We start from the raw sequence: 15066 nt of genomic DNA, 5'->3' as shown, positions 1-15066 counted from the left end.
CGTCAGGAGTTGGGCACCGCGACCGCCGCCTGGGGGCGGATCGGGAGGCGGTTGACGGGGCGGCCGGTCGCCGCGCGGACCGCGGAGGCGACGGCCGCCGGGGAGGTGACCACGGGCACCGCGCTCGCCGCCTTCGCGCCGAAGGGGGCCACGACGTCGCGTTCCTCGACGAGCTTGACGATGCGGACGTCCGGGGCGTCCAGGGACGTCGGCAGGGCGTAGCCCGTGAGGTCGGGGTGGCGGACCAGGCCGCGGGCCGTGCGGAGGTTCTCCGTGAGGGCCGCGCCGACGCCCTGGGTGACGCCGGCCTCGATACGGGTGGCGAGCTGGGCCGGGTTGAGGACGCGGCCGACGTCCTGGGCCACGGCCATCTCCACCACCCGGATCGAGCCGAGTTCGATGTCGACGTCCACCACCGCGCGGATCGCGCAGAAGGCGAGGCCCACGAAGGCGTCGCCCTGGCCCGACTCGTCCAGCGGCTCGGTCGGGTGGGGGCGGCACTGGGCCGTCGCCCAGAGTTCCTTGCCGTCCATCGCCTCGGTCACCGTCGTCGACAGCACGCCGTCGTACGAGGTGATCTTGCCGTCGGTGATCTGGAGCAGCTCCGTGGACATGCCGAACTTGTGGGCCAGCGGCTGCAGCAGCTGCGTCCTCACCATCTTCGCCGCCCGCTCGACCGCGCCGCCGGAGACCCAGGTGTGCCGGCCGTGCGTGGCCGGGCCCGCCGGGGGCTGGTCCGTGTCGACGCCGGCGACGTGGACCTCGTCGATGCCCAGCGTCTCCTGCACGATCTGGCGGGCCAGGGTGGTGAAGCCGGAACCGGTGTCCACGGCCGAGCAGATCACCGTCGCGATGCCGTCGTGCACCTTCACGGTGGCCGTCGACACCTCGTCCGCGCCTTCCGCGCCGAGCATGTGCACCATGCCGACGGCGTAGCCGACGCCCCGCCGGACGGCGCCCGGCTCGCCCGCGCCCTCCGGGCCGCCGGGGAGCAGCCAGTCGTCCTCGGGGGTGTCAAGGGGCAGCGCGGGCAGCGGGAACTCGCGTACGGCGGCGAGGAGTTCGGCCACCGGGGCGGGGCAGGTCACGGTCTGGCCGGTCGGCAGGATGTCCCCCGTCGCGAGGACGTTCCGCAGGCGTACGTCGACCGGGTCGAGGCCCAGCTTCGCCGCCAGCTTGTCCATCTGCGCCTCGTACGCCGCGCAGACCTGCAGCGCGCCCTCGCCCCGCACATGGCCGGACGGCGGGTTGTTCGTACGGACCGCCCAGCCCTCGATGAAGGCGTGCGGCACGACGTACGGGCCGCAGGCGAAGGAGACCGCGGCGGCCAGGGACTCGGACGAGGCGTCGGCGTAGGCGCCGGCGTCGAGGAGGATCTGCGCCTCCACCTTCACCAGCCGGCCCTCGGCGTCGGCGTGGTGGCGGTAGCGGAGCAGCGTCGGGTGGCGGTGGGCGTGGCCGAGGAAGGACTCCTCGCGGGTGGCGGTCAGTTTGACCGGGCAGCCGGTGCGCAGCGCCAGCAGGCCGAGGGGGATCTGGAAGCCGGGGTCCTCGCGGTCGCCGGTGGCGCCCGGGACGCCGGTGACGACGACCTTCACCTGGTCGGGGGCGAGGCCGAAGCAGGCGGCCGCCAGGTCCCGGTCGGTGTGCGGGTCGGTGGAGGCGGTGTAGATCTCGACGCCGCCGTCGGGGCGGGGCACGGCGAGTCCCGCCTCGGCGCCGATGGGCGCGGGGTCCTGGCGGCCGATGCGGTAGAGCCCCTCGACCACCACCTCGCCGGCCGCCTCGGGGTCGCCGAAGCGCAGCGGGATGTGCCGGATCAGGTTGCCGTCGGGGTGCAGGGCGGGGGCGGCGAAGGCCTTCTCCGGGTCGGTGACCGGGTCGAGGATCTCGTACTCGACGGTGATGGCCGCCGCCGCGAGGCGGGCGGTGTCGGGGTGGTCGGCGGCCACGGCGGCGATCGCCTCGCCGTGGTGGCGGACCAGGTCGGAGGCGAAGACCGGGCGGTCGGCGACGGTCCGGCCGTACGTCGCCTCCCCCGGCACGTCGGCGTGGGTGACCACGGCCCGGACGCCGGGCATCTCGGCGGCGGCCGTCGTGTCGATGGAGACGATCCGGGCGTGCGGGTGCGGGGAGCGCAGCAGCGCGGCCCACAGCAGCCCCTCGGCCCACAGGTCGGAGGCGTACGGGAAGGTGCCCTCGGTCTTGGCCCGCGCGTCGGCGGGCGGGAGCGAGGCGCCCAGGCCGTGCGGCGGCAGCTCCTGCCGGGCGTCGTCGAGCGCGGTGCTGGTGGCGGTGGTCGCGTCGCTGCTCACGCCATGCCTCCGTCGTGCGGGTGGGGGATCTGGTGCGGGATGCGCGCCTCGTCGGCGTGGTCGGCGGCCGTGGCGGCCTCGCGCTCGGCGACGACCTCCTGGACGGCGTCGAGGACGCCGCGGTAGCCGGAGCAGCGGCAGAGGTTGCCGCAGAGCGCCTGGCGGGTCTCCAGCTCGGTGGGGGCGTGGTTGCCCTCGAGGAGGTCGTGGACGGTCATCGCCATGCCGGGGACGCAGAAGCCGCACTGGACGGCTCCGCACCGGGCCAGGGCCCGCTGCACGTCGGACGGTTCGCCGTCGGTGGCCAGGCCCTCGACCGTACGCACCTCACTGCCGGCGGCCGTCGCGGCGGGCACCAGGCAGGAGGCGACGAGCCGGCCGTCGACCTGGACGTTGCAGGCGCCGCACTCGCCCTGCGAGCAGCCGTCCTTGGCGCCGGCCAGTCCCAGGCGCTCGCGCAGGACGTAGAGCAGGGACTCGCCGATCCAGGAGTCGGTGACGGGGCGGTCGGCGCCGTTCACCCGCAGGACGTACGAGGTGTGCGGGTGCTCGTCGCTGTCGGCGCTGCTGCCGGTGGACACGGCGGGCGCGGAAGCCTCCACCGCCCCGAACGGCGCGTAGGCGTCCCCGGGTGCCTCGTCAGGCGCGGGTGCCTCGCCGGGGTCCTCGCTCTGCGCGGGGACCTCGTCGGGCGCCGCGCCCTCCCCCGGCGCGAGGTGCTCGGGTTCCCCGCCGGCCTCACCCGGCGCGAAGCCCTCGAACGTCTCCTCCGGTGCGTATCCGGCGTCGGCGGCCTGCTCCGGCGACGCCGGGGCGTCCGGTGCGCCCGCCGTCTCCGGTACGAAGCCGGGCGCGAGTTCCTGGACGAAGCCGGCCTCCGCCCACGGCGCCGGCGCGCCGCCCGGCAGGGTCGCCGGGGCGCTGCTCGTGTACTGCGCCAGCATCGAGGCCGTGTACTCGCCGGACTCGTCCGGGCCGTCGGGCACCACCGGGATGCGCCACTGGCCGGTCGACGCCGACTGCGCCTCGGGCGAGGGTCCGGCGGCCTCGGGGAAGGTCCACTGGCCCGTCGCGTGCGGGTCGGGCGCCTGCGGGGGCTGCTGCACGGCCCACGAGCCGGTGGCCGCCGGGTCGGTCGCCGCCAGCGGGGTCAGCGGCGTGATCATCGGCGGTACGTAGCCGTGGCCGGGCGCCTCCAGCGGGACGCCGTCCAGCATGAACTCGGGCGGCAGTTGGACGAAGGCGGTGGCGTCGCCGTCGTACCCCTCGCTCTGCGGGATCGGCTCCCAGCCACCCGTCCGGTCATCGTGCTCGTCGCTCACGACAGCGCCCTCCCCAGTGCTCGTCGGGCCAGCGCGGCGACGGTGCGCCGCAGGTGCAGTACGGCCGGGGGCAGCTGCTCGTCGCCCTCCGGGTCCGGGATGCAGGCGGCGGCGACGTACTCGCCGAACGCCGCCAGCGCCTCCGGCGCGAGCCCCCGCGCCCCGTCCCAGTCCACCAGCGAGGCGATCCAGTGCTCGGCCTCCAGCGGCCGCAGCGGCATCGGCGCGATGGCGCCCACCGCGCAGCGCACCCCCCGGCGCGCCGGGTCGAGGACGACGGCGACGGAGGCGGTGGCGCGGGCCGGGCCGGTGCGGCCGGTGGCCTTGACGAAGACCTGGGGGGCGTGCAGCAGCGGTACGCGGACGAAGGCGACCAGCTCGCCGGGGGCCAGCAGGTCGCGGCCGGCCAGCAGGTGGGAGATCGGGATCTCGCGGGTGCCGAGCGGGCCCATGACGACCAGGTCGGCCTCCAGGGCGGCCAGCACGGGCAGGGAGTCGCCGGTGGGCGCGGCGGTGACGATGTTCCCGCCCAGGGTGCCCGCGTTGCGGATCTGGGGCGGGCCGGCGGCGCGGGCGGCCGCGGCGAGGGCGGGGATGAGCGCCGCGAAGTCGGGGCGGCCCATCCGGGCGTGGGTGAGGCCGGCGCCGAGGAGGGCGTGGCCGTCCTGGTACTGCCAGCCGCGGATTTCGTTGATCCGGCCGAGACCGACGAGTCCGGCGGGCCGCAGCCGGCCCTTGTTCACGGCGGCCATCAGGTCGGTGCCGCCCGCCACGGGCACGGCGGCCGGCATGGCGGTGAGCGCCGCCACGGCCTCGTCGAGCGAGGCGGGCAGCGTCACGGACTGCGCCGTCTGTGGTGCGTGCGTGGTCAACCCGCTGCCCCTTCCCGGTGTCCCCGGCGGTCCCCGACTCGTCCCCGGCTGTGACGCCTGTGTGGCCGTACCGTACGTGCTCACAGCCTGGACGTGGCAACTCTGGCACATCTTCCGGGCCGTCCGGCGCGAGGGTCCGCGAAGGCTGGTTCCGTCCAGGACGTCCCGCGAGCGGCGGTAACTTCCGTTTTGCCGCTCTTGGGTGACGTCGGGGAGCGAGGTGCCTCACACGATCGGGGGCGCTCCGTCGAGGGGGCGGCCCGCCACTCCCGGGCGCCGCTGCCAGGGCGCGGGGCCGGCGGGCGGCCGGTAGTCGACGCCGAGGGCGTCCAGGCGCCGGTAGTGGGCGGTCATCCGGCGTTCGAAATCGGCGAAGTCCCGTTCGGCGGGTGCGGGGAGCGTCGACCAGGCGACCTCGGCGAAGGCGGCGAGGCGCGGGAAGACCTGGTAGTCGACGCGGGACCGGTTCTCCATGACCTCGGTCCAGGCGTTCGCCTGGGCGCCGATGACCCGGGCGGCCGCCTCGGGCGAGAGGGCGGGGGGCACGGGATCGAAGCGGTAGACGTCCTCCAGGGTCCGTACGTAGCCGATGGGCATCGGTTCGTCCTCGCCCGGGGCCTGACGGTGGTCCAGGTACACCTGCTGCTCGGGGCACATGACGACGTCGTGGCCGGCCTCGGCGGCCGCGATCCCGCCGGCGTAGCCGCGCCAGGAGGAGACGGCGGCGCCGGGCGAGAGGCCCGGTCCTGGCCCTCCGGGCCCCGCCGCGCGGCCGAGGCTTCCGCCTTCCAGGATCTCGTCCCAGCCGATGAGGCGGCGGCCGCGGTCGGCGAGCCAGCGGTCGAAGTGGCGGACGAACCAGGCCTGCAGGGCGTCCTCGTCGGCCAAGCCCAGCTCTTTGATCCGGGCCTGGGCGGTGGCCGACCGCCGCCACTGCTCCTTGGGGCACTCGTCGCCGCCCAGGTGGACGAAGGTGGACGGGAAGAGGTCGAGGACCTCCTCGAGGACGCCCTCGTAGAAGCGCAGGACGGTGTCGGTGGGGGCGAGGACGTTCGGGTTGACGCCCCAGGTGTCCCAGACGGTCAGGGCGGCGGTGTCGACGACGTCGCTGTTCCCCAGTTCGGGGTAGGCGGCGATGGCGGCCTGGGAGTGGCCGGGGACGTCGATCTCGGGGACGACCGTGATGTGCCGTTCGGCGCCGTAGGCGACGATCTCGCGGATGTCGTCGTGGGTGTAGTAGCCGCCGTGCGGGGTCTCGTTCCACAGCGGCGAGGCGCGGTGGCCCCACTTCGTCCGGGCCCGCCAGGCGCCGACCTCGGTGAGCCGGGGGTACCGCTCGATCTCCAGGCGCCATCCCTGGTCGTCGGTGAGGTGGAAGTGGAAGACGTTCAGCTTGTGCGCGGCGAGGAGGTCGAGCTGGCGCAGGACGTCGTCCTTGGGCATGAAGTGCCGTGCCACGTCGAGCATGAACCCGCGCCACGCGAAGCGGGGGGCGTCGGTGACGGTGAGCGGCGGGAGGTCCCAGCCGCGGTCGGCCGGGCGGACGGGCGCCTTGCGGTACGCGTCGGGGCCGAGCAGCTGACGGAGCGTCTGGACCCCCCAGAACACGCCGGCGGGGCCGCCGCCCTCGATCAGGACGGTGACGTCCTCGACGGAGCCGTCGGTGGACAGCCGGTACGCCTCCGGGCCTTCGGCGCGCTCGATCTCGGCGCTGATCCGCAGCCGTACGGCGCGCGGCCCGTCACCGGCGGCGAACGGCAGTCCGGTGGCCGCGCCGAGGGAGGACCGCAGCCACCGGGCGGCGCCCTCGGTCCCCGGCCCGGCGTCGAGCGTGGTGTCCGCGTCCAGCGCGAGGCGTCCGGGGGCGTCCCCCAGGGTCTCGACCGTCCTGGGCGCGGGGATGAGCGGCTCGTGGTGGTCGTCGTCACGCATGGCATCGGCCTTTCGGAACGGGAACCGGGGGGCGGGGCCCGGGGTGTACGGCGGACGGGGGCGGGGGCTTGTCAGTCCTTCACCGCGCCGCCGAGCCCCGAGACCAGGCGGCGCTGGACGAGTACGAAGAAGACGAGCACCGGGATCGTCATCACGGTCGAGCCGGCCATGATCCCGCCCCAGTCGTTCTCGTCGGGCTTGAAGAAGACCAGCAGCGCCATCGGCAGGGTGGACTGCGAGGTGTCGCTGATGAGGAACGACTTCGCGAACAGGAAGTCGTTCCAGGTGGAGATGAACGAGAAGACGCTCGTGGCCACAAGCCCCGGGAAGACCAGCGGGAACAGGATCTGCCAAAGGAACCGGGTCCGGCTCGCGCCGTCGATCTGGGCCTGTTCCTCCAGCGCCTCCGGGACCGCCTTGACGAAGCCGCGCAGCATCCAGATCGCGAAGGGCAGCGAGAAGGCGATGTGCGGCAGGATCAGCGAGCCCAGGGTGTTGAGCTGGCCGAAGTCCCGCATCAGGAAGAAGAGCGGGATCGTCAGCGCCTCGATCGGCACCATCTGGGCGATCAGGAACATGATCAGCAGGGTGGTCCGGAAGCGGAACCGGAAGCGGGTGACGGCGGTCGCCGCCAGGAAGGCGATGAGCGCGGAGGCGAGGACGACGGTACCGGCGACGATCAGCGAGTTGAGGAAGTAGCGGCCGAATTCCTGCTGTTCGAAGACCCGCCGGAAGGAGTCGAGGGACGGGGCCAGGGTCCACGGCCGCGGTTCGGCCGACTGGATCTCGCCGGCCGGCTTGAAGGCGGAGAGGACCATCCAGTACAGCGGGAAGGCGACCGCGGCCGCGACGAGGAGGGCGCACGCCTCGGCGGCGAGCCGCCCGGGGCGGCGGATACGGAACGCGCTCACAGCTCTTCTCCCTGACGGCGCAGCAGTCGGAGGTAGACCAGCGTCACGGCCAGCAGGATCAGCAGCATGACGACGCCGATCGCCGCGCCCAGGCTGTACTGGGACGAGGCGAACGCCTTCTGGTAGGCGTACACGTTGAGGACGAGGTTCTGCCCGGCGATGCCGCCGCCGCCCGTCATCACGTAGATCTGGGTGAAGACCTTGAAGTCCCAGATGATCGACTGGATCGTGACGACGACCAGGATGGGCCGGAGCATCGGCGCGGTGACCGAGCGCCAGATCCGCCACTGCGAGGCGCCGTCGAGGGCGGCGGCCTCCAGGACCTCGGACGGGATGGCCTTGATGCCCGCGTAGACCGTCACCATCACGAACGGGAACGAGCACCAGACGACCTCGAAGAGGACCAGCGCGAAGGCGCTGTAACGCCCGTACGTCCAGGAGAAGTCGCCGAGGCCGAGGACGCGGTTGACGGGTCCGTAGTCGGCGTCGAAGAGGAAGACCCAGACGGTGGAGCCGGTGACGGCGGGGGTGGCCCAGGCGCCGAGCGCGGCCAGCATGAGGGCGAGCCGGGGCACGGCCCGTACGCGGGTGAGGAGCACCGCGAGCGCGCAGCCGACGGCGAGCGTGGTGACGACGCAGGCGGCGGCGAACAGGACGGTGGCGAGGAGGACCTGCCGGAACTGGGGGTCGGAGAAGAGGGCGGTGTAGTTGCCGAACCCCTGGAAGGAGGTCGGCTCGCCGCCGCTGACCTGGGCCTGGGTGTACTCCAGGAAGGAGATCAGCCCCAGTTGGTAGATGGGGTAGAGCAGCAGCCCGCCGAGGACGACGAGCGCGGGCAGGAGGTAGAGCCAGGGCGTCCAGCCGGAGCCGTGCCGGCTTGGGGCGCCCCTCCCCCGCACCGCAGTCCGGGCCGCCGGGCCGCCGCCCTCGCGGGGGCCGGGGACGACGCCGGGGGCCGCGGCGGGGCCGCCCGCCGCGCCCGTCTTCGTCACACCCCCCTCGTCACCGCGGGCTCGCCTGCCGCCCGTCTCCGTACCGCCCCTCTCCGTATCGCCCCTCTCCGTATCGCCGGTCTCCGTGCCGCCCGTCTCCGTGCCGTTCGCGGACGCCATCGTCATCGGCCCGCTGCGGCGAAGGCGGCGTCCATCTTCTTCGCGGCGTCGTCGGAGGCGGTCCGCACGTCCTTGCGGCCGCTGACGACCTCCTGGAACATCGTCGGCAGCACCAGCGAGGCGTCGATCTGCCCCCAGCCCGCGGAGGCCGGGACGAACCTGGCGCCCGCGCCGAGGGTGTCGATGAAGGGCTTCACGAAGGGCTGCTTGCGCGCCGCCTCCGCCCGGACGTCGGTGTAGGTCGGCAGGAAGCCCATCGCGTCGAAGAGCCTGCCCTGGGTCTCCTTGCCGGCGAGGGACTTCATCAGGTCGACGGCGAGCGTGCGGTGCTCGCTGCTCTTCAGCACGCCGAGGTTGTTGCCGCCCGCGAACGCCGGGGCGATGGAGCCCGGGGTGACGCCCGGCAGGGGGACGACGGCGTACGCGCCCTTGACGGTCCCGGCCTCGACGGCGGCGTGGCTGAAGTCGCCGCCGATCGCCATGGCGGCCTTGCCGGAGGCGAAGGCGGTGACGGTGGCGTTGCCGCCCATCTGGGCGCACTTGGCGGCCGGGCAGTTGTCGTCGCCGAAGAGCGAGGTGTAGGCGGTGATGCCCTTGCGGGCGGCCTCGCCGTTGACGGCGGAGGTGTACGTCCCGCCGTTCTCCGTGGCGAGTTCGCCGCCGTGGGCCCACAGGAAGGGCATGGCGCCGTAGGTGTAGGCGCCGCCGACGGCGATGCCGTAGAGCCCGGGCTTCGCCTTGCGGATCTTCTTGGCGGTCGAGATCAGTTCGGCCTGGGACTTGGGGGCGGTGAGGCCGAGCTCCCGGAAGACGTCGGTGCGGTAGTAGAGGGCGCGGACGCCGACGAAGAGCGGGGCGCCGTAGACCTTGCCGTCCACCGTGACGGAGGCGGCGGCGGTGGGGTCGGTGTCCTTGGCCTCGGCCCAGGCGCCGAACTCGGCGCTGATGTCGGCCAGTCCGCCGTCCTTCACATAGCCGGCGGTGTCGGTGTTGCCGTACTCGATGAGGTCGGGGGCGGACTTCGGGTCGTTGAAGGCGGCCTTGATGCGCTGCGCCCGCGTGTCGACGGGGATGTACTCGACCTCCACGTCCGCGCCCTGGTGCCGCTTCTCGAAGGCCGCGACGGCCGCGTCGACGACCTGCTCCTTCGGCTTGTTGTTGACCTCCTGGAAGAGCCAGACGCGGAGGGTGCCGCTCTTCTCGTCCGTCGCGGCCTTGCCGTCGGAGGTCTGCGGGGCGCAGGCGGTGGCGGTGAGGCCGGCCAGGACGAGGGCGGTGACCGGGGCGGCGATACGGGCAGAAAGCTTCATACGGGGGCTCCCACCAATCGGCGTTGCAGCATGCGCAACGGGCGTTTCGTGCTGCACAACACGCGAGAGGTTAGGGGCGAGGAACGCGCGCCGACAAGTGGTCTCAACCACTCTGTGACCGGCGGAAGCACCCCGTGCAACGCGAAACGGCCCCCGGTCCGCGCACCGAAGTACGCGCACCGGGGGCCGTCCCCGCGGACGGGGGCGAGCTACTTGTCGCCGCCCTTGCCGCCCTTGCCACCCTTGTCCTTGTCCCCGCCGGGGCCCATGGACTCGTAGATCTCCTTGCACATCGGACAGACCGGGTACTTCTTGGGGTCGCGCCCCGGTACCCAGACCTTTCCGCACAGCGCCACCACGGGAGTGCCGTCGAGGGCGCTCGCCATGATCTTGTCCTTCTGGACGTAATGGGCGTAGCGCTCGTGGTCGCCGTCACCGTGGGACACCTGCGGCGTCGGCTCGACGAGGGTTCCCGTACCTGCCCCGCGCTCGGGCTCGAGAGTGCTCATGGCCACCAGGGTACTGAAAACCGCCGGGCTCAGTTGAGTGAGGGATCGTCCGGGTACGTCGCCACCATCGCCAGGTCGCCCCGCTGGCGGCGCAGGACCTCGCGCCACAGGCCCTCGGGGCGCGGGGAGGAGACGTCGCCCGGTTCGGATTCGACGACGTACCACGCGCCGTCGCCCAGTTCGACCTCCAGCTGCCCCGGGCCCCAGCCGGCGTACCCGGCGAAGATCCGCAGCGCTCCCAGCGCGGGGCCCAGCAGCTCGGGCGGGGTCTCCAGGTCGACCAGGCCGATGGCGCCGTGCACCCGGCGCCAGCCGAGGGGGCCCTCGTCGCCGGGGATCACCGCGAGTCCGAGGGCCGCGTCGAGGGAGACGGGACCGCCCTGGAAGACGACTCCCGGCTCGCCGGCCAGCTCGGCCCACGGCTGCAGGATGTCACCGACCGTGACGGGCGTGGGCCTGTTCAGGACAACGCCGAGGGAGCCCTCGTCGTCGTGGTCGAGGAGGAGCACCACCGCGCGGTCGAAATTCGGGTCGGCCAGGGCGGGGGTGGCGACGAGCAGCCGCCCTGTGAGCGAGGACACCTCGGTCATGCGACACATGATCCCGCATCTTCGCCGTTCGTGGGGGCACTCGGGACCGATGGACGGCGACGCAGTTCAGGACGGATGAGGGCGCGGTCCGGGAACACAACCGGACGGTGACACTCCGCAAGATCATATGAACAGAGGGTGTTGTGCCGAATTCATTACATCTGCCGGGCCCCTCCGGACTGCCGTCAAGGGGCCTCCGCCCCCTTACCCTTTTCCCTGGCCCCCTGCCCGACGACTCCGGAACGCGAGATTCATGACCGGCACAGACGATGTACTGCTTGTCCACGGCGGAACCCCGCTGGAGGGCGAGATCCGCGTCCGCGGCGCGAAGAACCTCGTGCCCAAGGCGATGGTCGCCGCTCTCCTCGGCAGCGGGCCGAGCCGGCTGCGCAACGTGCCCGACATCCGTGACGTCCGCGTGGTGCGCGGGCTGCTCCAGTTGCACGGTGTGACGGTCCGCCCCGGCGACGAGCCGGGCGAGCTCATCCTCGACCCGACGCACGTCGAGTCCGCCAACGTGGCCGACATCGACGCCCACGCCGGTTCGTCGCGCATCCCGATCCTCTTCTGCGGCCCCCTGCTGCACCGCCTCGGCCACGCCTTCATCCCGGGCCTGGGCGGCTGCGACATCGGCGGCCGGCCGATCGACTTCCACTTCGACGTGCTGCGCCAGTTCGGCGCGACCATCGAGAAGCGGGCGGACGGCCAGTACCTGGAGGCCCCGCAGCGGCTGCGCGGCACCAAGATCCGGCTGCCGTACCCCTCGGTCGGCTCGACGGAGCAGGTGCTGCTCACGGCCGTGCTCGCGGAGGGCGTGACGGAGCTCTCCAACGCCGCCGTGGAGCCGGAGATCGAGGACCTGATCTGCGTCCTGCAGAAGATGGGCGCCATCATCTCGATGGACACCGACCGGACCATCCGGATCACCGGTGTCGACCGCCTCGACGGCTACACCCACCGGGCGCTCCCGGACCGCCTGGAGGCGGCCTCCTGGGCGTCGGCGGCGCTGGCGACCGAGGGCAACATCTACGTGCGCGGTGCCCAGCAGCGCTCGATGATGACGTTCCTGAACACCTACCGGAAGGTGGGTGGCGCGTTCGAGATCGACGACGAGGGCATCCGCTTCTGGCACCCGGGCGGCTCGCTGAACGCGATCGCCCTGGAGACGGACGTGCACCCCGGTTTCCAGACCGACTGGCAGCAGCCGCTGGTGGTGGCCCTGACGCAGGCCGCCGGCCTCTCCATCGTCCACGAGACGGTCTACGAGTCCCGGCTCGGCTTCACGTCGGCGCTGAACCAGATGGGCGCCCACATCCAGCTGTACCGCGAGTGCCTGGGCGGCTCGGACTGCCGCTTCGGCCAGCGCAACTTCCTCCATTCGGCGGTCGTGTCCGGCCCGACGAAGCTCCAGGGCGCGGACCTCGTCATCCCGGACCTGCGCGGCGGCTTCTCGTACCTGATCGCGGCCCTCGCGGCCCAGGGGACCTCCCGGGTCCACGGCATCGACCTGATCAACCGCGGCTACGAGAACTTCATGCAGAAGCTCGTGGAGCTGGGGGCCAAGGTCGAGCTGCCGGGCAGCGCGCTGGTGTAGCGCCCGCAGACGGACGAACGGAAGGGCGGCCACCCCCTGACAGGGTGACCGCCCTTCCTGCTGCCCTGAGGCTGCTGGGGCCGTTCGTCCGCCACCCTGCGGCGGCGGACGAGGCCCTCGTGGCTTACTTGCCCTTGGCGGCTTCCTTGAGCTTCGAGCCCGCGGAGACCTTCACGCTGTAGCCGGCCGGAATGTTGATCGGGTCGCCGGTCTGCGGGTTGCGCGCGGTGCGAGCGGCACGGTGGGTGCGCTCGAAGGTCAGGAAGCCGGGGATGGTGACCTTCTCGTCGCCCTTGGCGACGACCTCGCCGACGGTCTCGGCAAGAGCGGCCAGCACGGCGTCGGCGTCCTTGCGGGTCACCTCGGCGCGGTCGGCCAGGGCGGCCACCAGCTCACTGCGGTTCATGTTGTTACTCCCGTGTTCTTCTTGCTGTTGAGGCGTGCCACGCGGCGGAGCCGCACATTGGGCACAGCGAAGCCGATGCTGCCAGGGCCCTCGGACAGTCCCCGGACCCGGGTCTGCTGACAGACCCTCGCGCCCGAATAGGCATCCTGCCCCCACCAGCGGCGGGAACGCCAATCCGGCACCCCCTGGGGTCACACGAAAAGCGCCACTGCCACCGGCATGGTGACGTTCCGTCGACTCCGCCGAGACTCTTTGGAGCCGAACAGCCACCCTAAAGGCGGGTTTACGACGCGGCGACTCGCGACGCGCCGTAGCCCGGGCGGAGGTGTCCGCCGGGTCTCGGCGGGCGTACCGGCCGCCGCGGGGCCGTCGCCGGTCCCCGCCGCGGTCCGTGACGGCCGCCGTGGGGCCGCTGCGCGGGCCTGTCACGGCCTCGCGCGGCGGACCGGGCCCGCAGGGGAACCCCAGGGCCCGGCCGGCGTTCTCAGACGGCGCCGTCGCCGGGGCCGCCGGCCGCCTTGGCGGCGGTGCGGACGGCGCCCGCGACCGCGCCGGCGACCTTGTCGTTGAAGACCGAGGGGATGATGTAGTTCGCGTTCAGCTCGTCGTCGGTGACGACGTCGGCGAGGGCCGCGGCGGCGGCGAGCATCATGTCGGTGTTGACGGTGCGGGACTGCGCGTCCAGCAGCCCGCGGAACACGCCGGGGAAGACCAGCACGTTGTTGATCTGGTTGGGGAAGTCCGAGCGGCCGGTGGCCACGACGGCCGCCGTCTGGCGGGCGATCGCCGGGTCGACCTCGGGGTCCGGGTTCGCGAGCGCGAACACGATGGAGTCCTTCGCCATGGCGGCGACGTCGTCCGCGCCGAGGACGTTCGGGGCCGAGACGCCGATGAAGACGTCCGCGCCGACGACGGCCTCCTTGAGGGTGCCGGTGACGCCCTCGGGGTTGGTGTTGTCGGCGATCCAGCGCAGCGGCGAGTCCGGGTGGGCCTCGACGAGGTCGGGCCGGCCGGCGTGCACGACGCCGTGGATGTCGGCGACGACGGCGTGCTTGACGCCCGCCGCGATGAGCAGCTTCAGGATGGCCGTACCGGCCGCGCCGGCGCCGGACATGACGACCCGTACGTCACCGATGCTCTTGCCCACCACGCGCAGGGCGTTGGTGAGGGAGGCGAGGACGACGATCGCGGTGCCGTGCTGGTCGTCGTGGAAGACGGGGATGTCGAGGGCCTCGCGCAGCCGTGCCTCGATCTCGAAGCAGCGGGGTGCGGAGATGTCCTCCAGGTTGATGCCGGCGAAGCCCGGTGCGATCGCCTTGACGATCTCGACGATGGCGTCGGTGTCCTGGGTGTCCAGGCAGAGCGGCCAGGCGTCGATGCCGGCGAAGCGCTTGAAGAGGGCCGCCTTGCCCTCCATGACGGGCAGCGCCGCCTTGGGGCCGATGTTGCCGAGGCCGAGGACGGCGGAGCCGTCCGTCACGACCGCGACGGAGTTGCGCTTGATGGTGAGGCGGCGGGCGTCCTCGGGGTTCTCGGCGATCGCCATGCAGACCCGGGCGACGCCGGGGGTGTAGATCATGGAGAGGTCGTCGCGGTTGCGGATGGGGTGCTTGGACGCCATCTCGATCTTGCCGCCGAGGTGCATCAGGAACGTACGGTCGGAGACCTTGCCGAGGGTGACGCCCTCGATGGTGCGCAGCTGGGCGACGATCTCGTCGGCGTGCGCGGTGGAGGTAGCGGCGATGGTGACGTCGATCCGGAGCTTCTCGTGGCCGGAGGCGGTCACGTCGAGGCCGGTGACCGAACCGCCGTGGGACTCCACGGCCGTGGTGAGCTGGGAGACCGCGGTTCCGCTCGCGGGAACCTCCAGCCGGACCGTCATCGAGTACGAGACGCTGGGCGCCGTTGCCATGGCCGAGTTCCTCTGCTTTCCCTGAGCTTCGTTGCTACGCCGCCCCGGCTGGTTGCCCGGCGGCGCCCTCCGATGGTCGCACCTACCTGCCGGTAGCAGGTAATGCGGTCATTTTGTTTTCGGAAAGTAGTTTCCACCATACGAGAACCCTGCGGGAAACAGAAGAGGCCCCCGTCACCACAGGTGACAGGGGCCTCAACTTCGTACGTACGCACGAAGAGGTGTAAGTGGCACCGACCCGCCATGCTCGCCTCGCGGCAAGTGGTCCCTCTGAGGGACGA

12 protein-coding genes are annotated in these 15066 nt (G+C 72.6%); 1 reads left to right on the top strand and 11 read right to left on the bottom strand.

The features are described from left to right. Nucleotides 1–2 precede the first annotated feature (2 nt). The 9 genes from ACZ6RC_RS00300 to ACZ6RC_RS00260 form a co-directional block, all read right to left on the bottom strand. Nucleotides 3–2315, bottom strand: a complete 2313-nt coding sequence (locus ACZ6RC_RS00300) for a xanthine dehydrogenase family protein molybdopterin-binding subunit (RefSeq protein WP_391146368.1) — start codon at nt 2313–2315, stop codon at nt 3–5. Then, nucleotides 2312–3637, bottom strand: a complete 1326-nt coding sequence (locus ACZ6RC_RS00295) for a (2Fe-2S)-binding protein (protein WP_469578291.1) — start codon at nt 3635–3637, stop codon at nt 2312–2314. Before ACZ6RC_RS00295 ends, ACZ6RC_RS00300 begins: the two co-directional genes overlap by 4 nt. Further along, a complete protein-coding gene (locus ACZ6RC_RS00290) occupies nt 3634–4509 on the bottom strand; it encodes an FAD binding domain-containing protein (RefSeq protein WP_391146374.1) in 876 nt (291 codons plus the stop codon). The genes ACZ6RC_RS00295 and ACZ6RC_RS00290 overlap by 4 nt, the downstream gene beginning before the upstream one ends. A 225-nt stretch (nt 4510–4734) precedes the next feature. Then, complete coding sequence (locus ACZ6RC_RS00285; protein WP_469578288.1) at nt 4735–6441, bottom strand: beta-N-acetylhexosaminidase; 1707 nt, start codon at nt 6439–6441, stop codon at nt 4735–4737. 71 nt (nt 6442–6512) lie between these two features. After that, entirely contained in the window at nt 6513–7352 is an 840-nt protein-coding gene (locus ACZ6RC_RS00280) for a carbohydrate ABC transporter permease (RefSeq protein WP_469578286.1), read from the bottom strand. Next, a complete protein-coding gene (locus ACZ6RC_RS00275) occupies nt 7349–8251 on the bottom strand; it encodes a carbohydrate ABC transporter permease (protein WP_469579387.1) in 903 nt (300 codons plus the stop codon). Before ACZ6RC_RS00275 ends, ACZ6RC_RS00280 begins: the two co-directional genes overlap by 4 nt. A 215-nt stretch (nt 8252–8466) precedes the next feature. Then, nucleotides 8467–9774, bottom strand: coding sequence for an extracellular solute-binding protein (locus tag ACZ6RC_RS00270; RefSeq protein ID WP_453614093.1), 1308 nt, complete (start codon nt 9772–9774; stop codon nt 8467–8469). A 209-nt stretch (nt 9775–9983) separates the two neighbouring features. Beyond that, nucleotides 9984–10283 (bottom strand): DUF3039 domain-containing protein, encoded by a 300-nt coding sequence (locus ACZ6RC_RS00265; protein WP_391146387.1) that lies wholly within the window; start codon nt 10281–10283, stop codon nt 9984–9986. 29 nt (nt 10284–10312) lie between these two features. Continuing rightward, complete coding sequence (locus ACZ6RC_RS00260; protein ID WP_391146389.1) at nt 10313–10873, bottom strand: YqgE/AlgH family protein; 561 nt, start codon at nt 10871–10873, stop codon at nt 10313–10315. Between the two features lie 253 nt (nt 10874–11126). Between ACZ6RC_RS00260 and murA the strand changes: the two genes are divergently transcribed. Next, entirely contained in the window at nt 11127–12467 is a 1341-nt protein-coding gene (gene murA, locus ACZ6RC_RS00255; protein ID WP_391146391.1) for a UDP-N-acetylglucosamine 1-carboxyvinyltransferase, read from the top strand. A 124-nt stretch (nt 12468–12591) separates the two neighbouring features. On the opposite strand, the gene ACZ6RC_RS00250 is transcribed toward murA, so the two are convergent. Together ACZ6RC_RS00250 and ACZ6RC_RS00245 are read right to left on the bottom strand one after the other, a co-directional pair. Further along, complete coding sequence (locus ACZ6RC_RS00250; RefSeq protein ID WP_017237029.1) at nt 12592–12873, bottom strand: HU family DNA-binding protein; 282 nt, start codon at nt 12871–12873, stop codon at nt 12592–12594. 484 nt (nt 12874–13357) lie between these two features. Continuing rightward, nucleotides 13358–14785: an NAD-dependent malic enzyme gene (locus ACZ6RC_RS00245; protein ID WP_391146395.1), complete on the bottom strand. Its 1428-nt coding sequence runs from the start codon at nt 14783–14785 to the stop codon at nt 13358–13360. Nucleotides 14786–15066: the final 281 nt, after the last annotated feature.

The sequence above is a fragment of the Streptomyces sp. NPDC048353 genome (assembly GCF_055587165.1).
Note: the sequence above shows the minus strand (reverse complement) of the source record. Positions and strands in the feature narration are given on the sequence as shown.